Raw genomic sequence first — 21,585 nt, 5'->3', positions numbered from 1 at the left:
GCCATGGAAGAGCTCCTCTCGCTCCTCGACCGCTACGCGCCGGGGTACCGCGGCCGGGTCCAGGGCGTGTACGACTGGCGGCTCGACGAGCTCGAGGACCGCTTCGGCCGCCCTTGCCCGGGCTTCTACCGAGCGTTCGCGCTGGCGATGGGCGCCGAGGGCGGGCCGCTCCTCGAGGGCCTTCACGAGTACCACCCTTCCAAGATCGCAGACCTCTACGCCCTCGCTCCATGGATGCCGCCGCGCCGCTTTCTCTACGTCTTCGGCGACGCGTCCCCGGACGGGCAGCACTACTTCCTCGATCTCGACGCCCCGTCCGAGGCCGAGGACTGCCACGTCGTCCGCTTCCCCTTCGGCGAGCAGACGTGGACGACGCGCCTCACCCGGCGGTTCGTGAGCCTCCGGGAGATGCTCTTCGTGCTGGCCATGACGAATGTCCACCTCCCGACCTTCCCTCACCGCGCCGAAGTTCTCTCGACCGGCGGGCCGGCGGGCGCGCCTCCGCGCGCCGAGGACGTGGCCGTCATCCTCGAGCGGCTGGGGTTCACGCGGCTCCCGTATCCGCGGCGCTGCCTCCTGTTCGAGCGGCACGACGCGGGCATCCTGCTCTACCGACGCCCTGACGACCCGGGCTTCTCGCTGCGCGTCGGGTTCCTCGATCCGGCGAAGCTCCGAGGCTTCGAGGCCGTCATCGAGGACGCTGCCGGGCTGGCCCGGTGGCGAGGCGCGGTCTAGCGGCGCGCGCCTCGCCGTGAACGACATGGCCGCCGCGCGCCACCGTGGACGTCCTCCGGTACGCGCGTCTACCATCGACGCTGGCGCGTGGCAGGAGGTCCAGGTGGGATCCGCGAAGAAGCACATCGTCAAGCAAGGGGAGTGCATGTCGAGCATCGCCTTCGAGAACGGGTTCTTCTGGAACACGCTGTGGTCGCACCCCGAGAACGCCGCCTTGAAGGAGTCTCGCGATAGCCCCTTCGTGCTCCGACCGGGCGACGTGGTCCACGTCCCGGCGCTGACGCTGCGAGAGGTCAGCGCCGCGACGGGAGCCAAGCACACCTTCCGTCGCAAGGGCGTGCCCGCGAAGCTGCGCCTGCGGCTGCTCGTGATGGATAAACCGCTCGCGAACCTCCCCTACGTCCTGACGTACGGCGACCGGAAGATCGAGGGAACGACGAGCGCCCAGGGGCTGGTCGAGGCCTTCGTGCCCCCGGACATGCCGCGCGCGAGGTTGACGGTGGGCGAGGGCGACGACGTGCACGTCTACAACATCGCTCCACGGACGCTCAACCCCTCCCGAGACGTCGACGGAATCCAGGCACGCCTGGCCAACCTCGGCTATTACAGCGGTCCGAGCCATGGCGAGCTCGACGCTGCCACGATCGCCGCGCTGAAGCGCTTCCAGAGCGACCACGACCTCGAGGCCACGGGCAAGCCCGACGAGGCCACGGCATCGGCGCTGTCCGAGCGCCACACCAGCTCGGGTTGAGCCGATGCCCGCCGCTGCCTCCCACCACGAGCGCCGCCCGGGCGCCCCCGAACCCTGGGTCGGGGACTGAGCCGTGCGCTCGACGAAGCTCCCCGCGCCCGGCAGCCCCGCCTATACGAGGCTCCGCGAAGACGTCCTGAGCTACCTCTGGCGGCGCTATCCGCAGCACTGCGTCGTCCTGACCGATCCCCGGAGCCGCAGCGCCATCGACGTCGGCATCGCTCGCGCCGCCCGCCACGGCTTTCGAGACGCCGTGGACATCCGCCCTTTCGTGGGCCTCATGGTCTTCCTCGGGAGCCATTTCGACGAAGATCCACAGCTCCCCTGGGCGGGCGAGCATCTCCGCCAGAGCGCCCGCGGAAGCCGCGCCGACGCGATGACCGGCTTGCTCGGCGAGACGGCGCGGCGCATGGAGCCGATCGTCGGCCGGAGCGGCGAGTATTACAGGCGCGCCTTGGCCTGGTCGGACGCCCGCAGCTTCGAGGAGATCGCCGCGGCCCATGACGACAGCGACGACGGGCTGCGCAGCTTCTTGAGGCAGCTCTATCGGCGGAAGTACGACGCCCTCGGCGACGACTCCCTGGGGCAGCTGATCCAGAGCGCGCGGAGCGCGGCCGAGCAGCGCGGCCTCACCGCGGCGCCGGCCGTCGTCGTGTACCTCGGGCTCATGTTCCTGCTCGGCAGCGCCTTCGACCGGGATCCGTTTCACCCCTGGGCCAGCGAGGCGCTCGCCACCGCCGCCGCCTCGGGTCCCGCGCCGCAGGGATGCGAGCTCCACGCGAGGGCCATCGAGACCCTCCGCCGCTACACGAGGCTCGACAGGCTCATGCAAACACGCACATCGGGAGGTTGACCATGGGGTGCTGCTGCGGGACCCGCGCCGTCAACGACGAGGCGGCACAGCGCCGTCTCGTCCAGGACGAGCAGGACGAGCCCGACGACGACGAGCGAGACGTGGAGGCCGGCCTCGAGGGGCTCAACGTCGTCAATGTGCTGCTGCCCCCCGTCTACTATGTGATCGTCGGCCGAGGTCCGATGGCGGTGGTCAACCACCGCACGCTGCGCGCGTCCGCGTGGGGGCGGGATCGCATCGGCGAACTCCCGGTCCTCCACGTGGGCTTCCCCAACCCCTGGCCGAGATACTTGCGACACGGCCTGGGTCAGCCGAATCACCTCCTGAGCTTCCCGGCGTTCGCCAATCAACCCTCTGTGGGAGGGGGCGCGATTGACGGCGGGCTCGACTCCCAGCACTTCGGCCGGCAGATCAGCAGAGAGTTCGACACGCTCGACGCCGAGGTCATAGAGGCGTGGGTTGGGCTGATCCAGACCCAAGCAGGGATGCAGGCGATCGACCCTCGGATCGCGGCCGAGATCGGCGGCGGCGCGGTTCGCGATGCGATCAACCTGCGGATTCAGGACCCGTGGCCGGACTTCGACGACGGCGAGGCTCCGTATCGCCTGTGCTTGTACAATCCCGTGAACGGGACGGCCCGCCTGGTCTACGCTGCGAAGATCGACATCTGCACCGGCCCAGGGCGTCCGATCGTCGGGCCACCGAACAACGGGCACAGCGACGAGACCACCCGCGCGAAGACTCCACCGTGGCTCAGCCCCGAGCGCTGGTCGCAACAACCGGTATGGCGCGATCGCAGGACGCTCAATGGCGTGGATGCAATCCGCGACGAGGTGGTGTGGAACGTTGGAGACAGGGTCTGCGTCACCGCCGGCGGAGGCGTGGGCCTCAACGCGGCGGAGAAGGCACGAAACAGACAATGCGCCCTCGACTGGTTCGGTCGCACGGCGCTCATGGCGATCTTCGAAAATCCGAGGAACATCACCTTTCTGCGAGAACCAAACACGAACGGCAGTCGTGCACCGGCGCCACGCCGAACCGTCGGCATCAATGGTGAAGACGACTTGATCGCCTCCTCGAGGCGCGCCCGCATGGGGCGCGGCGCCACCGTGGCCAGCGTCGCGGCCGCCGACAACGCTGTCGAGGTGCGGCTGGCGGGAGCGGGGAACGAGCACATCATCCGTGATTGGTGGGGTAACCGTAGCCAGCTGAACGCCGGCGAGGGCCGCTGGACGTTGTCGGCGGCGTACGGAGAAGAGATCGCTGCGCTGGAGGTGGTCGAGTCTCGCGAGTACGACCGTTTGGTCATCCCCAACGGACAGGAGACGGACGATGTGGGGCACCCCCGCTCCTTCGCTCATCACCTGGTCTTCCGGGAGGTGCAGGAGGCCAACCGACTGGTCGCCCTCGAGACGGCAGACCAGCGCGTGCGGGTGCTCGGAGCCGCGTGCAACAACTATCCCGGGTTCGCCCAGAACAGGTGGGAACGCAACGGCAATACTCCGAGGGACCGGATGTGGAGCTTTCACGCGACGTTGCCCGTGTCGGCGGTGGTCGACGGCTTCATCATCTGTGGTGTCAACACCGCGCTGGCGAACCACTATTTCACCGAGCAGAACCCGAACAGGAACGTCAACACGATGACCCTTGACGAGCTCAGGGCGGTCGTGGGCGACGAGCTCGCGGGGCGCATCATCGATGCGCGCCACGCAAGAAACGGCTATAGCAGCCTGCAGGAGCTCCGGGCCGCCTGCAACAACAGCCAGGATGTCAGGCTGGCCCAGCTGGAGTTCGCGTACCCGGTAGCAGGGTAGACCTCGCGCGCGGCCGAGGCGACGCGGCAGACGCCTTCATGGCGCCCGCGCGCGCCTACACCTCGAATCGGCCGGGGATGACCTCCCGATGCAACCACGGCTTTGGGCCGAAGCGCGCCTCGAGGTCCTTGCCCTCAGGGGGCATCCAGCTCGCGACGACGACGCCGCTGTCGTACCCCAGCTGCTCCACGGGGTCGGTGGGGTTCGAGCGAAACTCGGCATACCGAACGTCTTGGAGGTACGGAGACGCGGCGAGGGCCTCCGCGGCGGCGAGGGTCAAGTGGTTGTCTGCCACCGAGAGCCATCGCAGGTTGGTGAGGTGAGGCGACGCGGCCAGCATCTGCAAGTGCAGGTCGTGAAGGCCGCACGCGTCCATCGACAACGACCGGATGTGGGACCAGAGAGGCGAGTCGAAGAGCGCCTCGTCGACGTCGCGAACGTCCGTCAGATCGAGGTGCTGGACGGGCGCCAGCGCCATGATGCCCTCGCCGTGGTCGAGGAAGCGCCGAGCGCTCACCTTGATCCAGCCGACGAAGCCCCGCACGAAGTGATACGCGTCGACCGACCCCGCGATCGCCCCTGCCCACGAGGCGCCGTGGCGCTCGATGAGCTCCCAGATCCGGTGCTGGAGGCCGAACGCGCGGCCGGTCTTGATGACCTCCGGGGCCGTGTGCATGAGGTCGATCTGAGCATGAATGAGCTCGCCCCGCGCGATGGACGCGGCGTCTCCCTGGCCGCTGCTCCACTGGGCGTAGGCGAGCCGGGGAGCGTCGTCGTCAGGCGCGTCCAGGACCGCCTTCAAGAGTGTCGCTTCATCCGTCATGGCGCTCGACGCAGCCGAGCCTACACGGCCTCGCACACCGCGCCAACCGCGATCGATGAGCCGAGCATCGGCGTGCCCTCGCGCCTTCACAGGGCAAGAGCCGACACCCACGGGACGGCCCAGCGGTCAGGGCGCGCGGCCCCGGCGAGCTCCGCTCGCGCCGCCGCGCCCGGCCGCCCCCGGAGCGCCGCCGAACGGGCAGGCGACGAGCGTGCGCGGCGCACGCGGCCTCGAGATCGCGGACAGACGACGTTCCTGCCGCTCCCCGCCGCCGGAGCCGGCTCAGTTGCCCGGATCCACGCAAGCGACTGCGCCGGTTTCGTCCTGCCCGCAGGTTTGCCCGAGCAGACTGCAGTCGGTCTTCGTCACCCGGCGCGGCCCCTCGTCGAGCGCCGTGCAGCGCGTGGCGGTAAACCCCTCACAAACGCCGTCGATCGCGGTGTCGCCGCAGGGATCGGACCAGGTGCTCGCCTTCTTCGCGAACGCGAGCACCTCGGGGCCGAGCGTCGCGTAAACCGTCCCGTAATCGCAGGCGAGCTGGTTCGTCGAGATGCCGCCGGAGACCACGCCGTGGACGCGCAGCTTACCGCCCGCCATACGCACGAGCGGGCTGCCCGAGTCGCCATAACACGTCTGCGCGTCGCCTTTGCCGGCGCCCACGAAAGCCTCGTACCCGGCGAGCAGGACGTTTCCGTCGTAGAACATGCGGAGTATGCAATCGAGACTGTCCTCCGCGCACGCATCCTCGCCTTCGTTGCCCTCCGCCTCGGCTTTGGCCGAAAGACGGGCGAGGAGCTCGCTGCGGTCGCGCGTCATGAACCATTGCTTGAAGGCTTCGAAGCTGCCGAACATCAGCTCGAAGACCTTTCCTTCCCGCGCCTGCAGGGTCACGCTGCCCGCCTTGCGCGTGCCCGATGTATCGTCGTTGTCCTGCACGCCATAACCGATGGCCGCGAAGCGCGTGTGGATGTCAGCGTCCGAGAGATCATCGATCGCGGCCGGCTCGATGTCGGTGATCTCCTCATCGAGGTGGACGACGCCCACGTCCCGACCGAGGCCCACGAAGCCCCCTTCATCGCCGGGCGCCCGGCCGATCTCCGCGACATCGACCGTGCGGTCGGGGTGTTTTCCGTCGAAACCCACGCCGAAAACCACGCGGCCTTCCGCGGCCATCGGGCGCACGGCATCGACGCAATGCTTCGCGGTGAGGACGGTCGACTTGCCGATCAGGGTGCCGGAGCAAAAGGGGCGGTATTGCACCTCGACGGCGCCGGTCTCCTCGTTCACCGCCTCGAGGGCGACGCCGAGGCTGCCGATGGCGTCGAGCGCGTTGCTCCTGGCGTCGACGCCGCCGATGATCTCCTGGGAAGCGGAGTCGACGCTCTCTTCGCCGCCCTCCACCGGCGCTCCGCTGCAAGCAGGCAGGAGGCACGAGGCCGAAATTCCAGCGAGAAGAAAGCCGAGATGAAGTTTCGAGATGGTACGCACGATAACCGAGTTCCTTTTTCGAGAAGATGATTTGCGCCGTGATGGCGCGCCCTCGCCATGTGCACTCGGCGCGCCAATCGTCTTCGCGAGCGGACCTCGGAGATTTCGCCTCGTATTCTCCCCGGTGGCCGAGCCTTCGAGCCAACCCTTGCGTTGGGTCGAGCAACGGATTGCTCGACGGCGACCCGGAGCGCCTCGCGAAGGATCTCTTGCTCACAGGGCTCCGCGCGCTCCGGCCAATTCGCGCCCGCCCCGAGCGCCGCGTTACCCGCTGCGGCGCTGGCGGGCACGCAGCTCTCGCAGCGCTCCGCGCTCCTCCGTGCGCTCGGGCAGGCCGGTCATCCCTTGCTCAGCGGCCGCGCGATCTGGACGATCTTCTCCCGCGCGAACTTGCACGCCTCGTCGTCGTCCGTGGCGGCGGGCCAGAGCAGCTCCATGTACCCGGGCTGGATCTCGAACGGCAGGGGCTTGGTCCGGAGGTGCGGCCGGACGGCGCGGATGTCGTTGGCGACGATCTCGGGCACGGTCGCCAGCATCGCGGTGCCGTCGATCAGCGCGCCCAGGTTGGAGAAGTTCGCGACGGAGCACCGGATCCTCCGCGTCTTGCCGAGCAGGTCCTCCACGAAGCCGCGCAGGTCCCCGTTGTACGAGACGATGACGTGATCGTGCGCGAAGTACTGGGCCTCCGTCAGCTTGCGCAGGCGCGCGTGGCGCGGGTCGTACAGGCAGGTGAAGCCGGTCTTCAAGAGCCGCTGCCGGCAGACGTTCGAAGGTAGATCGTCGGCGACCGTGATCGCCGCGTCGACGCCGCCCGCGAGCGCCGCGCCCACGGTGCGGAACTGCACGGGCACGGCGATGACGCGCATGCGTGGCGCCTCGCGCTCGAGCACGCGCAAGAGCGGCGGGAGCAGCCACACCTCGGCCGTGTCGGAGAGCCCGAGTCGGAGGGTGCGCTCGCACGTCTTCGGGTCGAAGGTCGGCGGCGCCAGCGCGGCCTCGATCAGGGCGCCGAGGTGCGGCTTCAGCGACGCGCGCAGCCGCTCGCCGCGGCTCGTCAGCGCGAGCCCGCGCCCGCTCCGCACGAAGAGCGGCGCGCCGATCGTCGTGGTCAGGCGCCGGAGCGCGGCGCTCACCGCCGGCTGCGTCAGGTACAGCCGGCTCGCCGCCTGCGTGACGCTGCCCGCCTCGGCGACGACGGCGAAGACGCGGAGCAGGTTCAGGTCGAGGTTTCTCCCATAAACATCAGGCATGTCGAGGATACATCCTATTCATTGGAGCAATGAAACGCGAGCGCCTAGAGTGACGACATGACGACGACGAACACCACCAAGCTCGGCAAAACTGGCCCCTCCGTCTTCCCCCTCGCCCTCGGCTGCATGGGCATGGGCGGGGGCAGCATGTACGGCGAGAGCGACGAGGCGGAGAGCATCGCGACCATCCACGCGGCGCTCGATCGGGGCGTGAGCCTCCTCGACACCGGCGACTTCTACGGCATGGGCAGGAACGAGATGCTCGTCGGCCGGGCGATCAAGGACCGGCGCGACAAGGTCGTGCTCAGCGTGAAGTACGGCGCCCTGCGCGCGCCCGACGGCACCTTCCTCGGCTTCGACACCCGTCCGATGGCGACGAAGAGCTTCCTCGCCCATAGCCTGTCGCGCCTCGGCGTCGACTACATCGACGTCTACCGGCCCTCGCGCCTGGACCCGGCGGTCCCGATCGAGGACACGATCGGCGCCATCGCCGACATGGTGAAGGCGGGCTATGTCCGCCACATCGCCCTCTCCGAGGTGGGCGCGGAGACGATCCGCCGCGCCGCGAAGGTGCACCCCATCGTGGACCTCCAGATCGAGTACTCGGTCGTGACCCGCGGCCCCGAGGCGACGATCTTCCCCGCGCTCGCCGAGCTCGGCATCGCGGCCACCGCGTACGGCGTGCTCTCGCGCGGCCTGCTGGCCGGGAGCAAGCTGGCCGGCGCGGGCGACATGCGGGCCCACATGCCGCGCTTCTCGGGCGAGAACGCCCGGAAGAACCAGGCTCTCGTCGACGCGTTCGCTCGCCTCGCCCAGAAGCGCGGCGTCACCCCCGTGCAGCTCGCGATCGCCTGGGCCCGCGCCAAGGGCGCCGCGCAGGGCGTCACGGTGATCCCGACGATGGGCGCGCGCACGCGGAAGCAGATCGAGGATGCCCTCGCCGGCCTCGAGATCGCGCTGGCGCCCTCCGACGTCGCCGAGCTCGAGGCCGCCGTCCCCGCGGAGGAGATCGCCGGCACCCGCTACCCCGCGCCCATGATGGCGATGCTCGACAGCGAGAAGTGACCTCAGGGCTGCCTCATCGTCGATGCATCGATGAAGTGATCGGGTTGGGTGGAGGAGGAAGAAGGAAAGATTCACAGGGAGGCGGGGAGGCGGGGAGCAAGAAGGGTGCATGGGAGCGCTCCCCTTCTCCTGCGACGCCGGGCGGGGATGTATATGGGCTCACCTCGGCCTCACAGCGGAGCCCGGCTGCAGGCGCGCCGAGGAGGTGCTACCAGCAGCCCTGATAGATCGGCCTTGTCGAACTGCCCGGCGCCAGCGCATCATCGGCGCACGGAGCCAGCTGGCAAGAGAGGACGATCCATGAAACTGTACTTCAGCCGAAACTTGAATCCACGGGTCGCCGTCGCCGTGGCGCGCCACCTCGATGCCCCCGTGGACTACGTCCATGCGGCTCCTCTCGACCCGTCACAGCAGGAGAAGTTTCGAGCGCTGAATCCGAACCTGCGCGTGCCCATACTGGTCGAGGGGGACCAGTCGCTCTGGGAAACGGACGCGATCGCGTGCCGCCTCTCGCAGCTCACGGGCTCGGACTTCTGGCGCACGGGCACCGCACAACCGGAGATGATCCGCTGGTTGAGCTGGGCCACGCACAACTTCATCGCCGCGTGCGACAAGGTCCACTTCGAGCGCGTGACAAAGCAGCGCTATGGGCTCGGTCCCATCCGCGACGACCTCGTGGCGGAGGGGCTTTCGGGGTTCGCCGAAGCGGCGACGCTGCTCGAACAGGTCCTGAGCGGCAGGGACTGGCTCGTCGGGAGCGCGGTTTCGTATGCAGACTTTCGCATGGCGTCGGTGCTCCCCTTCGCGGATCTCGCCGGGCTGCCGCTGGCGGACTACCCGCACGTGGCGGCCTGGCACGCGCGCCTGTGGCAGCTCGACGCCTGGCGCGATCCGTTCGCGGGGCTCGAAGCCCCGGAGCTCCCGGAGGTTCCGCGCTCCGACGCCGCCGGATCGAAGCGTTAGCCGCTCGAGGTGCGCGTCTTTTCGAGCGCGGGGCGAGTCCTGCGAGCCAGCCCGGACATCACGAATCGCCCGATGACTCGCGGTTCCTGACGCCGCAGGAGTGAGCGGGAGGCCGAGCGCCTAGGCGACCGCCCTACCGCCTGTTCGGCGCGCAAAAGGTCTTGTGCCGCTTCCAGTCGCGCTGCTGATGCTCCTTTTTGCAGTAGGACACAGCGAAGCACCGGCCGCACTGGAGCCTGGTAATCTCGCCGCAGATCACGCAGCGATCGCGCATCTGTACATCCCACTTGGTAAAGAGCGTCGGCGCCTCGACGTCCGGATTGAAGCTCGTCACCCCCTCCATCATCACGGCCGAGCGCGCCGAGCACGATGAGCATGGCAGCATGTAGCCGCCCGATTTGCTTTTTGTCTCGTCGCCCTCGGGCCCAATGATCAACAATTGCTCGCTGAACGGGCGCGGCTGATCGCCGCCCGAATACCACACCGCCAGCTGCCCCACGATCACAGCCCGGCTCTTGCCTTGATCGATCCCGCGCTCGATCAGGTTGCCGTTACGAACATCGTCGAACGCCTTGGGCTCTGCGCAGAACTGACCATTCGGTCCGCCCCCGGACGCTGCCCAGATCTGCGGCAGAAGATCGCCGAGCAGCTCGTCGTTCTGGAGCTCCTCGACCAGCTCCTTACGAGCAGACACGAGCTCGCCCGTGGTGGGCTTCTTCAGATTGCGCAGGCCTATTTGCAGCTCCGACGTCGTGACCCGCGCATGGGTGGGCACGTCTTTCCAGTGACGCTTTCCCCATTCTTTCTTCAAGACACCGCGCTCTTTCTTGCTGAGCCTGCTGTCCTCGGGATCCGGGAGCGGTGATAGATCATTCCCCCTCCGCTCGCGCGCCAGACCGGCGGTCACCTCCATATCGAGCTGCGAGGCTGTCAGCCTCGGGGAGATCAATACCTGCTCCAGATACGTCGCGAGCGCTCGCCATTTGCTGTCCCCGATGGCTTTCAATTGACGAATCAAGGCGCGCGCGCTCTTCACCGCCGCGGGGACGTCGGTCTGCTGAATGAGGTCCATGCGCAACGCGAGGAACGACGACAGCATGCCGCAGAGGAATGCCTGAATGGCCCCTTTGAGCTGGGCGAAGCTCTCTCCCGGCGTGTACATCGCAGTGCCGATGTGATCACCCTTCTTCTTGGCCATGTCGGCCACCTTCTTACGGTCCGCCTTACCTCGGTACGCGTACGAAAAGTCGCCGGTCTCATCGCCGAACTGCGGCGTGTTGGTGGTGATCTGGATCGTTTTCGGGGGCGCGCTGCCTTTGCCCTCGATGACCCTGTCCGTCGTGGTCGTCGTGATATCGGTCAGGATCCTCTTGCGGCCCTCGAAGACCTTGGTCTTCCATACATTGAAATCCAGGTAGGGCTGGATGTCCTCGAACTTGACCGCCCGCTTGGTCACGTCCACGCCCTCCATCTCCCCGGTGTCGCTGTCCGGCTTGGGGACGAGGAGGTTCCTTTTGAAATACTCCTGGGTCTGTTGGTGGAGTGGAACGTAATAGTTCGGGGCAGCGGTTCGATACCAGAAGCGGGGCGCTGGCGTGACCGACTTGCCCAGGCCCTCGAATGCGTCTTTCAGCTCGGCTGCGCCGCGCCCAAGGTCGAGCCGGAGGGTCGGGTGGTAGCCGGAGAACGCGACGACGAATGTCTGTTGGCCGCTCACCAGATCGTGAAGCTGCACGACGCTGCACGCCATGGTACCTCCGTAAGGGCCACCACCAGGATCGGCGGTCTGGAGCAGCACCTTGACGATTTCAGCAGCGCCGATGGTGGTCAAGACCGGTGGCGGAAAAGCACCGAGATCATCGCGACGGTCGTTACACGCGTCGAGGACGCGATCCCAATAATCGGTGCGCCTCATGACCTCCGCCTACCTGCCGAGAACCTCTTTCGCACCTCCGACGTGTAACACCCCGGGCAACGCAGGGAAACTTCTCCCTGCAAGGTGTTCTTGGGCACATGGTTGTGGCCGTCGTTGAGTCCTGGGGTCTGCTTCACCTCGGCCTGCTTCCAGGCGCGGCCGCCGCGCAAGGCGCGCGGGTGGCGTCAACCTGTGATGGACAGGGGCGACGCGCGCAGGGGATAGGGCGGAGTCTCACCCGGGCCTACGCGCATCTCGCGGCAAAGGAGGTTCGGCTGACCCGGGGGCAGGTCGCGTCCGCTCTCGCGCCCGGCGACCACGATGCCGGCGCGGCCGGGTCGCGATCGCTGCTCGCGTCGGTTCACCTCTCGATCAAAGGATCGATCCGCTTGATCAAACGATCAACATCGAGGAGCCGCGCGGCATCCACCGATGGGAGGCGCGGGCAACCGCACGTCCGGGCCCGCCCGCGCCAGGCTGACCCGGGCCCGCCCGCGCCAGGCTGACCCGGGCCTCGCGCTCGCTGGATGTCACCGTCCCGAGATGGCCGACCGAATGACCGTCGCCTCATCGGGTCGCGCGTAGTCGGCCCCGTCTCCGCAGCGTCACGACCAGGGCCGGCAAGGTGGTCCCTCGGAGCTGGCGGCCCGCGGAATGGCGCGGCATCCGGCCGGAGCCCCGCGTGGCACGCGCGGTGCTTAAGGCACCCACGATGCGTGCCAGCAACGAGGAAGTCGGCAGATAGCGGAGGCGCGCTGCACTGGAGCGCGAGCCTCGCGCGGCAGCGCTCCATGACGGGAGGCTCTCGCGCAGCGGCATGCACGCCATGGAGGCGCGGCAGACAGGGCGGGCAAGCGGGTCACCCGTCCAGGTGGCTTTGTCTGTTGTTGAAATAAAGGAGAGACAATGAAGACAGCGAAAGGCTTCTTGCTACACGTCGGTGGTCGGCTGCTCCTCGTTGGCGCCTCATGCGCTATCGTGAGCTGTTCGGACGGGGGCGAGGGAGAGGGCGATCTCATCGGCGAATCATCGGAGCCGGTCATCGGCGGCACACCGGCGCCGGCTGGTTATGCGCCGTGGCAAATGGTCGTCATCACCTATGGGACGCTTGAAAATAAGCTCTGCGGCGGGACACTCTTGCCGGATTCGTTGGCAGGCGGAAGCCGATATGTCGTGACAGCGGCGCATTGCATGTACGACAACGGGGTCGTTGTGAGCCCGGCCGATCTCGACATCGCGGCGGGCAAGCGCAACATCGACGCCTGGGAATCGACCCAACAGGTGCGCTTGGGCGCTGAGATCTTTGTCCATCCGAGCTACGATGCCGTGACAGGACAAAACGATATCGCGATTGTTCGGATGGATTCACCGGTCACGTTCGGCCCTTCGGTTCAGCCGATCGAGATGCCTGACGGGCGCTATGATGCGACGTACACGGCGACGATCACCGGTTGGGGAGAAACGGAGACGGCCGACCATTCCAGCGTGCTCTTGAAGGCCGACCTGCCCATCGTCGATCAGGCGACGTGCGCGTCTGCCATGGCTCCGCTTGGACCAGTGCTGCCAACCATGATATGCGCCGGCTATGCGAACGGCGTGAAAGGTGGATGCTTCGGCGACAGCGGCGGGCCACTTACGGCGACGAACGGGGCCGGGCATCAGCAACTCGCTGGAATCGTTTCGTGGGGCGATCCGTCGTGCTCGAAGTATACTGTCTTCACGCGAGTGGCGGATTATGTGCCATGGATTCGCTCGATCACCTCGAGCCAGCCTTTCGCGTGCCAAGGTCAGACTCCGCCCGGGCACACGAACTGGCAGCAGTACAATGCGAACGGTGTCTACCTCGACGTCGACACGACGCAGTGCAACTTTCCGACGACGCCAGAGTACTTCACTTCGCTCGGCGGCAACTCGGGTCATTATACGACGCGCGGAGCGACGTCCATCTACAGCCCGACGGCCTCGGGTTTCCGCGTTTACGTCTACAAGAGCGGGATCACGCCGGCGCAGGCGAACAGCTGGCAGTGGCACCTGAACTGGCAGGGGGCGGGCATCAACCAGAATCAAGGCGAGATGTGCACTGGCCGCACGACGCCAGGCGCGACGAGCTGGGTCCAGTACAACGCGCGAACGGTCTACGTCGACGTCAGTACTTCCCGCTGCAACAGGACGTCGACGCCGCGCTACTTCACGTCGCTTGGTGGTTCAGGCTCCCACTGGACGACGCTCGGTGCCACCAGCATCTATTCGCCGACGCCGACGGGGTTTCGCGTCTACGTCGTGCAGGACGACATCACGCCTGCCGTCGCGAATGAACATAAATGGCATATCAATTGGGCGTCGACTCCGCCGGCCGCGCAGACGAACCTCACACAGTGCACGGGCAACACCACGCCCGGCTCGAGCTGGGTCCAATATTCGACGGATTCTATCTATCTTGACGTGAACACTTCATCGTGCCAGAGGACGGTGACGCCCCTCTACTTTGCGTCGCTCGGGGGCAACACTTCCCATTTCAGCGCTTACGGTGTGACGTCGATTTACAAGCCGACGCCCACGGGGTTTCGCGTGTACCTCACGCAGTCCGGACTCACGGCGGCCGACGCGGCGGATCGCCAGTATTTCGTCAACTGGGGCGCGTATCGTTGAAATCAGATCGATGGCTAGCGGCCAAGTTTGCCGTGTAGCCGTCCAAGCACGTACGTGCCGTTCGCCTTCGCGGTTGTAGCCCCGCAGGCTGTGGAGTGATGCCGCCGGCCCTTCACCGCGGGCGATGCGGCGGCGGAGGGCGCCCCGTTGGGCCACACCGGGGTCGCCCTCAGCAACGAACTCAGCCCGCGCGAGCGCCCCGCCCCGCGCGCCCCACCTCGACAATCTGGCTCTCCGGCTCGCCCGCCTCGCCCCTCAGCTCCGCCGCCGCCTCGCCGGCCCCCGTCTCGGCCTCGCCCATGCGCCCCGACTCCTCGGGCTGCTCCTCCCACGGCCGCGTGACCTGCGCGGGCCGCACCAGCGGCACCCACGGCCTCGGCCCCGCCGCCGCCATGCGCCCCTCCTCGGCCGCGATCTCCATGAGGCTCTCGCGGCTGATGCTCACCAGCTCGAGGCGCACCGCCTCCGGCATCGATCCGGCCCGCGCCGGCTCCGGCATCTCCACCCCGATCGCCGCCAGGTTCTCCTGCCCCTCCCCCACCGACGCCGCGCCCATCCGGATCTCGGGCGCCGACGGCCACGCCCCGCCGAGCTCTCGCCCGATCGCATCGAGGCTCTCGCGCCCGAGCGTCGCCTCGCCGATGCGGATGTCCGGCAGCGACCCGGCGGGCCGCGCTGGCGCCCCGGGCGACGGCGGCGCCTCGTGCAGCGCCACCGGGCGCGCCAGCGACCGCGGCGGCCCCCCGTTGGCGAGGAGGGCCAGCCCCGCGACCGCGCTCCGCTTGCGGGCCGGCGGCGACGGCGGCGGCGGGCGCCTGGAGGCCGGCGCCGGCGCCTCGCACACGATCGCGGCCCCGCAGATGGCCGCCGGCGCCTCGCGCACCTCGGCAACCGGCCGGCGCACCGACGAAGGCGCCGCCTCGCCCCGCGGCCGCGACCGCGTGCGCCGCGGCGGGCTCCGGACCGGCCGCGACGCCGCCGGCGTCCCCTCGTCGATGTCGCGCAGGCCGTGCTCGATCGCGGACGCCACATCACGTCGGTCCGCCCACGTGGGCATCACCACGCAGAGGATCGCCTCGGTGGCCACCCCGAAGTACACGTCGACGGGCGCCGCGCCGCCGTACGGCACCAGATCCTCGCGCCGCAGCTCCACGCACCCGAGCCGGCCCTGCTCCCCGAGGCTCAGCGCCGCCTCGACGATCTGGCTACGGCCCTCCCTGGGCATGTCGCGCGGCACGCGCCGCGTGACGACCCGGCCCCGCCGGGTGATCACGAACGCGAAGTCCGCCCCCGCAGCCACGTAGGTTCGGTCCGAGATCGCATCGAGATCCACCACGCTCCCATCCTACCCGATCCAGGGCGTCCCCGTCTCGGGATCATGCCTGTCCGCGCCTCGCAGCCCCCTCCCACCGAGGCGGAGGTGATGTGTTGTGCGAGATACCAACAGAGCCCCTGTTTTTCTACAGCGCTGTTATCAACCCAACCCGCGCACCGCGAGCCCCCGCGTCCAGCTTCGCGCGCTTCGCCGCCTTCCCTCGCGGCGGCCTCTCACGGCACGACGTGCAGCATCCCCATCACCCCGCGTCGGCGTGCTCGAGGATGTGGCAGTGGAACATCCACATGCCAGGCCGGTTGTCGTAACGCACCGCGAAGCGCGCCGCGCCGTCGACAGGCACGTTCACCGTGTCCTTCCACGCGAGCGGCCTCCCAGGCTGGCCATCTGCGCCGAGCACCTGGAACTGGAAGAAGACGCCGTGCAGGTGGAACGGGTGGCTTCGCGGGCCCCGCCAGAGGTCAGCTCACGGGCGGCGCGGCCTCGGGCGGGTCGTCGATGGCGGGCGCCGCCGCCTCCTCCCGGAGCAGGTGGCTCTCGCCGCGGCGCGCGGCGAACGCCGCGGCGAACACCTCGTCGACCTCCGGGCGCTCGGGCGCATCGTACAGGAACCACGCGCCCTGCACGCGCTCCGGCGTCACGTCGAGGACCGCATACCCGCGGCGCCACAGGTCGGCGTACTTGACGTGCGGGTTCGCGAGGAACAGCGGCTCGGCCGTCCGGGCCTGCTCCTCCGTGAGCCACGGGGAGGTGATCCCCGGCACCGCGATCTCGACCGCCAGCGCGCCCCGGCCCGTCGCGGCGTCGTAGCGCGCCGGATCGAGCGGCGCCGGCGCGAGCTCGATCGCCCACGACGCGTGGGTGTCGCCGCTGAGCACGACGACGTCGCGCACGCGCTCCTCGTCGAGGAGCTCGAAGAAGCGCTGGCGCGCCGCCGGATACCCGTCCCACGCGTCCGTGTTCAGGTCCTGCGGGACCTGGCCCATCAGCACCTGTTGACCGATGACCTTCCACGCCGCCGTCGAGCCCGCGAGCTCCGCGCGCAGCCACGCCTCCTGATCGCGCCCGAGGATCGTCCGCGCCGGCGCCTCGATCGCCCCGCGGTCGCCCGGGTCGGCCTGCCGGTCGCGCCCCCAGGACCGCGTGTCGAGCAGGAAGAGGTCCACGAGATCGCCGTAGCGCAGCGCGCGCCAGATCCGGCCGGCATCGCGCGGGTGCTCGCGGATCGGCATCCACTCCGCGTAGACGCGCTGCGCGACTGCCCTGCGCTCCTCCCACGACCCCTCGGCAGGCCACGTGTGGTTCCCCGCGCCGCCCTTCCAGGTGTTGTTCGCCAGCTCATGGTCGTCCCAGATCGTGATGAACGGGTGCTGCTGGTGCGCCGCCTGGAGGTCCCTGTCGCGCCGGTACTGGGCATAACGCGCGCGGTAGTCGGCGAGCGTCACGATCTCGTGCGCGGGCTCGTAATGCCGCGCGCTCCCGTACTGGCCGTCGCCGAATTCGTAGATGTAATCGCCGAGGTGGATCACGGCGTCGAGGTCGAGGCGCACGGCGATGTGCCGGTACCCGTGGAACAGCCCGTGCGCATAGCTCGAGCACGACGCGACGGCGAAGCGCAGCCGCCCAGCGCGGCCGCGCGGCGCCGTCCTCGTACGCCCGACGGGCGACGATCCGCCGAGGGCGATGAACCGATAATAATAGGTCTTTCCTGGGTCGAGCCCGCCGGCGTCGACCTTGACCGTGTGATCGCGCTCCTCGTCCGTCAGGAGCGCCCCCGAGCCCACGATCTCGCCAAAGCCAGCGTCGAGCGCGATCTGCCATGTCACCGCCACCGCGCCCGCCTTCACGGGCGTCACGCGCGTCCAGAGGATGACGGCATCGGGCAGCGGATCCCCGCTCGCCACGCCGTGCTGGAATACCGCCTTCGACAGCTCGCTGGCCGGCGACGGGGCGTCCCCCGACGCCGGCAAAGGCTCGTCGCCGTCCGGCGCGGCGCCCCAGCCGCCCGACACTCCGGGGAGCGCAGCGAGGCTGAACATGGATACGCTGCAAAGGATACTTCGCCGGGCCATCGACATGATCTCGCCCCTTGTCGACCGCGTGCGGTGAGCTGCGTATGACGCACGCACCGCCGGCCCGGCAAGAAGAAACGAGCGCTGTAACGCGTCCGTCGCGCCGCGCTCTCAGCGATGTTTGTTTCGGGCGTCCCGGCGCCGACTCAGGTGTTCCGGCCGACCACGTCGAGCAACGCGACGAGATCGACAGGCTTCCTCAGGATGTCGACCGATCCGAGCTCCGTGGCCCGCGGCGCCGCCCCCGCCGTCAGCACGACCACGGGGACGTCGGCGATCGCGGGCGTGCGCAGCTGCTCTGCGCGGAACGCGTATCCGTCCATCCCCGGCATCATCAGATCGAGCACGATGAGCGCCGGCGTCGGCCCCTCGCGGAGCCTGGCCAGCGCCTCTGCGCCGTCCCCGGCCGTCATCACGTCGTATCCCTCATCGCACAGGACGGTCACGAGCGCATCGCAGACGCCTCGGTCGTCCTCGATGATGAAGATCGTCTTCCGTCGAGAGGGCCCCTGCTCCGCGAGCCTCCGCCCCATCGCGCCCGGAGAGCGCGGCGGCGTGGCCGGCGGATCGCCCGGCTCCGCGCTGCACCCCGTTCCGGGAGCGCACGGGACATCGACGCCACCGCCCCCGCGCAATCCGCTCCAGCCCATCAAGGGACCCATAAGGCGTGGGGCCGCGGCGCGCAATTTGAATCGCGCCGCTGGCGCTGCGCCATGCGTCATCCACGGCGCCAGAGCCCGGCAGCGGGCCGTTCATGCCGTCCTTGACGATGCCATGACGGGGCGCGCGGCGGGCTCATCGGTCGTGGCATACCGCGCTCCGGCCGCGTGCTCACCCGGGTATGAGGGCTGCATGCGTGCTCAGCATGAACGTGGCCGTGATCTTCTATTCCCTCTATGGCGGCACGGCCGCGCTCGCGACCGCCGTAGCGCAGGGCGCGAGGCAGGCCGGAGCGACCGTGCGGCTCCGGCGCGTCGCCGATCTGGCGGCGATCGAGGACCGATGGCGCACGGCGAATGAGCGGATCCGTGCCGCGCGGGAGCACCTCGACTCCGTCCCGCTGGCGCAGCAAGACGACCTCTTCTGGGCCGACGGCATCGCCATCGGGTCGCCCGCGCGCTATGGCGCGATGTGCGCGGAGATCCGGCGCTTCCTCGACGGATCGAGGCAGCCCTCCGGCGATCTCGCGGGCAAGGTAGCCTCGGTGTTCTGCTCGCCGTCCGCGGTCCAGGGAGCGCAGCGCGCGACGCTCCAGGCGACGCTGGCCTCCCTCGTCGGCCATGGAGTCCTGGCCCAGGCTCCCGCCCGCGCGGAGATGGATTCGACGAGCAGGGCCGCGCAGCGCGACGGCCCGCCTCAGGCGAGCAAAGACCGCGCGCCGGCGGAGCTCGATCTCGCGCCGGCGCGCGCCCTCGGCCGCAGGCTCGCGCTGTGCGAGAGCCGGACTCGCGGGTAGGCGCGGAGAGCCGGCCGCGCCGTCGGCCTGTGCCGTTGACCGCGCCGGCGTCGCCGGCCCTGGAGTCCCGGACAACCGCGCAGCAAATCAGCACGCGCCAACCTCTTCTTCGGCACTCGCGTAGAGCGCGTCCGCGTTGGGCTGTTACACCAGCGGCGATACCTCGCTACCGGTCGTAACCGATGGATCGTCAGGCCGGGCCCGAGATGGGCCGCCGACGACCACCTCAGCCGTAGACAGGAGAGAGCTCAGCGAACCATGAGCGCACAGGCTCACCGCAAGCACTATCATCCTTCGCCTCGGCGCGAAGGCAGGGTCAGGTTTTCGAGGCATTCTCCGCGGACAGCCGCGCAGCTGACCGCCGCGCGCGCCGCGCCCAGCCAGCCGACCGGCGCGGAGCGGGTCCGCTTCTTCGTCCGGGTGAGCGCCTATTTCAAGGGCGAGTGGGCGCGCCTCGGCGGGCTCGCCGTGCTGGTCTGCGTCTCCATCGCGATCAGCCTGCTCCAGGTGTGGCCGGTCGCTGTGATCGTGGACCTCATCTCGACCGGCCCGCGCGCGGGGGACTTCGTCCATCGCATCCTGCTCGCCCCGCTCCCGGACAGCCTGCTCGGCCGCGTCCTCGGGCTCGCGGCGATCACGCTCGTCCTCCGCGTGGCGCAGGAGTTCGTCGGCATGGGCCGCGCCTTGCTCACGTTCCGCATCGGCTATGGCGGGCTCACGCGCGTGCGGCGCGACGTGTACCGGAAGCTCCAGGCGCTCCACATGGGCTATCACCGGGCGCAGCCGCAGGGGGACGCCCTCTACCGGCTCAACCAGGACGCCTCCGGGTTCCACGGCATCCTCAACGTCGCGGTCGCGGTGATGGGGAGCGCGCTGACGCTCGCCGTGATGATCTGCATCATGGCCTCGCGCAGCCTGGAGCTCACGCTCCTCGCGCTCGCGGTCGTCCCGCCGCTCCTCCTCACGAACGCCAAGTTCGGGCGCGTGCTGCACAAGAAGTGCACCGAGGCGAAGGAGGTCGAGAGCGAGTTCGCGACGTCCATCCAGCGCTCGATGGCGTCGATCGGCCTCGTCCAGGCGTTCGGCCGCGAGGCGGACGAGGAGGCGCGCTTCCACACGACGCTGCGCAACAGCGTGAAGGCGTGGCTCAGGCTCCACCACGACGAGCTCCGCCACACGCTCGCCATGGGCTCGATCCTCGGGCTCGGCGGCGCGCTGGTGCTCGGCTACGGCGGCTACCTCATCGTCCAGGCCCGGGCGGGCGGGGTCGAGCCCGGCATGACGCTCGGCGCGCTGACGGCGTTCCTCGGTTACCTGGGCATGCTCTACGACCCGCTCTGCAAGCTGACCGGCGCCGGCGCCGCGGTGCAGGGCGGCGTCGCGGGCGCGCAGCGCGTCTTCGAGGTGCTGGACCGCGACCAGGCGGTCGTCGACAGGCACGACGCGGCCACCCTCCCGCCCCAGCCGCGCGCGCTCTCGCTCGACGGCGTCGGGTTCGAGTACCGCCCGGGCCACCCGGTGCTGCGCGGGCTCGACGCGACGATCCGGCCGGGCGAGATGGTCGCGTTCGTGGGCTCGGTCGGCGCCGGCAAGACGACGCTGCTCGGCCTGCTGCCGCGCTTCCACAACCCGACCTGCGGCGCGCTGCGGCTCGACGGCATCGACACCCGCGCGGTCCGCGTGGCCGACCTGCGCCGGCACATCGCGCTCGTCCTCCAGGACAGCATCCTCCTGCCGGCGACGATCGCGGAGAACATCGCCTACGGCCGCCCCTCCGCCACGGACCCGGAGATCCGGAGGGCGGCCGAGATGGCGGGGGCGGCCGGCTTCATCGAGGCGCTGCCGGACGGCTACCGGACGGCGATCGCCGACGGCGGGCTCAACCTGTCGACCGGCCAGCGGCAGCGCATCGCGATCGCGCGCGCGCTGCTGACGGACGCGCCCATCCTGGTGATCGACGAGCCGACCGACGGGCTCGACGCCGAGCACGAGCGGACCATCGCCGAGGCGCTGCGGGCCCTGAAGGGGAAGCGGACGATCGTCCTGATGAGCCACCGCCTGAGCACGGTCGTCGACTGCGACCAGATCTTCGTGATGGAGCGCGGCCGCATCGTCGAGAACGGCGGGCACGGAGAGCTCCTGCGGCGGGGCGGCGTCTACACCAAGATGGCGCGCTGGCAGCACCTCCACACCGGCCACGCCCCGGCGAAGAGCAGCCCGCGCCGCGTCCAGCCGGCGCCGTCGTCCGACGCGTATCGCGGCGAGGACGGCAGCTGGGCCGAGGGGCTGATGGGCTGAGCGAAACGTCGGCAGGACGTAACAGGACGCAACAGAAGCTCAGCGCGCGCAGAGGACAGAAGCGCGCGCAGAGGAAGGGCGGCGGCGCGCGCAGCGGACAGAAGCGCGCGCCGCCGCGCT

General features: G+C 69.3%; 17 protein-coding genes. 9 read left to right on the top strand and 8 right to left on the bottom strand.

The window, feature by feature from the left end:
• Positions 1–3: 3 nt before the first annotated feature.
• From WME79_RS06780 to WME79_RS06765, 4 genes are all read left to right on the top strand, one after another.
• The gene (locus WME79_RS06780) at positions 4–735 is read left to right on the top strand and encodes a hypothetical protein (protein WP_437533502.1); all 732 of its coding nucleotides are present in this window, start codon (positions 4–6) and stop codon (positions 733–735) included.
• Between the two features lie 103 nt (positions 736–838).
• Positions 839–1,486, top strand: coding sequence for a peptidoglycan-binding domain-containing protein (locus WME79_RS06775; RefSeq protein WP_437533499.1), 648 nt, complete (start codon positions 839–841; stop codon positions 1,484–1,486).
• Positions 1,487–1,559: 73 nt separating this feature from the next.
• Positions 1,560–2,339 carry a hypothetical protein gene (locus WME79_RS06770; protein WP_437533496.1) on the top strand — a complete coding sequence of 260 codons (780 nt, stop codon included), beginning with the start codon at positions 1,560–1,562 and terminating at the stop codon, positions 2,337–2,339.
• A 101-nt stretch (positions 2,340–2,440) separates the two neighbouring features.
• Positions 2,441–4,153 carry a hypothetical protein gene (locus WME79_RS06765; protein ID WP_437533494.1) on the top strand — a complete coding sequence of 571 codons (1,713 nt, stop codon included), beginning with the start codon at positions 2,441–2,443 and terminating at the stop codon, positions 4,151–4,153.
• Between the two features lie 55 nt (positions 4,154–4,208).
• Here WME79_RS06765 and WME79_RS06760 read toward each other — a convergent pair whose 3' ends face one another.
• The 3 genes from WME79_RS06760 to WME79_RS06750 all read right to left on the bottom strand — a co-directional run bounded on the left by WME79_RS06760 (position 4,209) and on the right by WME79_RS06750 (position 7,714).
• A complete protein-coding gene (locus WME79_RS06760) occupies positions 4,209–4,976 on the bottom strand; it encodes a TIGR02996 domain-containing protein (protein WP_437533491.1) in 768 nt (255 codons plus the stop codon).
• Between the two features lie 282 nt (positions 4,977–5,258).
• Positions 5,259–6,464, bottom strand: coding sequence for a S1 family peptidase (locus tag WME79_RS06755; RefSeq protein WP_437533488.1), 1,206 nt, complete (start codon positions 6,462–6,464; stop codon positions 5,259–5,261).
• Between the two features lie 338 nt (positions 6,465–6,802).
• Positions 6,803–7,714, bottom strand: a complete 912-nt coding sequence (locus tag WME79_RS06750) for a LysR family transcriptional regulator (RefSeq protein WP_437533485.1) — start codon at positions 7,712–7,714, stop codon at positions 6,803–6,805.
• A 57-nt stretch (positions 7,715–7,771) separates the two neighbouring features.
• Between WME79_RS06750 and WME79_RS06745 the strand changes: the two genes are divergently transcribed.
• Together WME79_RS06745 and WME79_RS06740 are read left to right on the top strand one after the other, a co-directional pair.
• Positions 7,772–8,779, top strand: a complete 1,008-nt coding sequence (locus WME79_RS06745; protein ID WP_437533482.1) for an aldo/keto reductase — start codon at positions 7,772–7,774, stop codon at positions 8,777–8,779.
• Positions 8,780–9,079: 300 nt separating this feature from the next.
• Positions 9,080–9,742, top strand: coding sequence for a glutathione S-transferase family protein (locus tag WME79_RS06740; protein WP_437533480.1), 663 nt, complete (start codon positions 9,080–9,082; stop codon positions 9,740–9,742).
• A 133-nt stretch (positions 9,743–9,875) separates the two neighbouring features.
• Here WME79_RS06740 and WME79_RS06735 read toward each other — a convergent pair whose 3' ends face one another.
• On the bottom strand, positions 9,876–11,657 hold the full coding sequence (locus WME79_RS06735; RefSeq protein WP_437533477.1) for a zinc finger MYND domain-containing protein: 1,782 nt from the start codon (positions 11,655–11,657) through the stop codon (positions 9,876–9,878).
• 906 nt (positions 11,658–12,563) lie between these two features.
• On the opposite strand from WME79_RS06735, the gene WME79_RS06730 reads away from it, so the two are divergent.
• Entirely contained in the window at positions 12,564–14,306 is a 1,743-nt protein-coding gene (locus tag WME79_RS06730) for a serine protease (RefSeq protein ID WP_437533474.1), read from the top strand.
• Between the two features lie 181 nt (positions 14,307–14,487).
• Here WME79_RS06730 and WME79_RS06725 read toward each other — a convergent pair whose 3' ends face one another.
• The 4 genes from WME79_RS06725 to WME79_RS06710 all read right to left on the bottom strand — a co-directional run bounded on the left by WME79_RS06725 (position 14,488) and on the right by WME79_RS06710 (position 18,361).
• Positions 14,488–15,642, bottom strand: a complete 1,155-nt coding sequence (locus tag WME79_RS06725; RefSeq protein WP_437533471.1) for a hypothetical protein — start codon at positions 15,640–15,642, stop codon at positions 14,488–14,490.
• 238 nt (positions 15,643–15,880) lie between these two features.
• On the bottom strand, positions 15,881–16,039 hold the full coding sequence (locus WME79_RS06720) for a multicopper oxidase domain-containing protein (protein WP_437533468.1): 159 nt from the start codon (positions 16,037–16,039) through the stop codon (positions 15,881–15,883).
• Positions 16,040–16,100: 61 nt separating this feature from the next.
• A complete protein-coding gene (locus WME79_RS06715) occupies positions 16,101–17,678 on the bottom strand; it encodes an alkaline phosphatase D family protein (protein ID WP_437533465.1) in 1,578 nt (525 codons plus the stop codon).
• A gap of 179 nt (positions 17,679–17,857) precedes the next feature.
• Positions 17,858–18,361 carry a response regulator gene (locus WME79_RS06710; RefSeq protein WP_437533462.1) on the bottom strand — a complete coding sequence of 168 codons (504 nt, stop codon included), beginning with the start codon at positions 18,359–18,361 and terminating at the stop codon, positions 17,858–17,860.
• 215 nt (positions 18,362–18,576) lie between these two features.
• On the opposite strand from WME79_RS06710, the gene WME79_RS06705 reads away from it, so the two are divergent.
• Entirely contained in the window at positions 18,577–19,167 is a 591-nt protein-coding gene (locus WME79_RS06705) for an NAD(P)H-dependent oxidoreductase (RefSeq protein WP_437539786.1), read from the top strand.
• Positions 19,168–19,425: 258 nt separating this feature from the next.
• Positions 19,426–21,465, top strand: coding sequence for an ABC transporter ATP-binding protein (locus WME79_RS06700; protein ID WP_437533459.1), 2,040 nt, complete (start codon positions 19,426–19,428; stop codon positions 21,463–21,465).
• Positions 21,466–21,585: the final 120 nt, after the last annotated feature.

It is taken from the genome of Sorangium sp. So ce726 (assembly GCF_051521405.1).
In the GTDB taxonomy this organism is placed as follows: domain Bacteria; phylum Myxococcota_A; class Polyangia; order Polyangiales; family Polyangiaceae; genus Sorangium.
The sequence above is the reverse complement of the archived record's forward strand: the minus strand, read 5'-3'. Positions and strand labels throughout refer to the sequence as shown.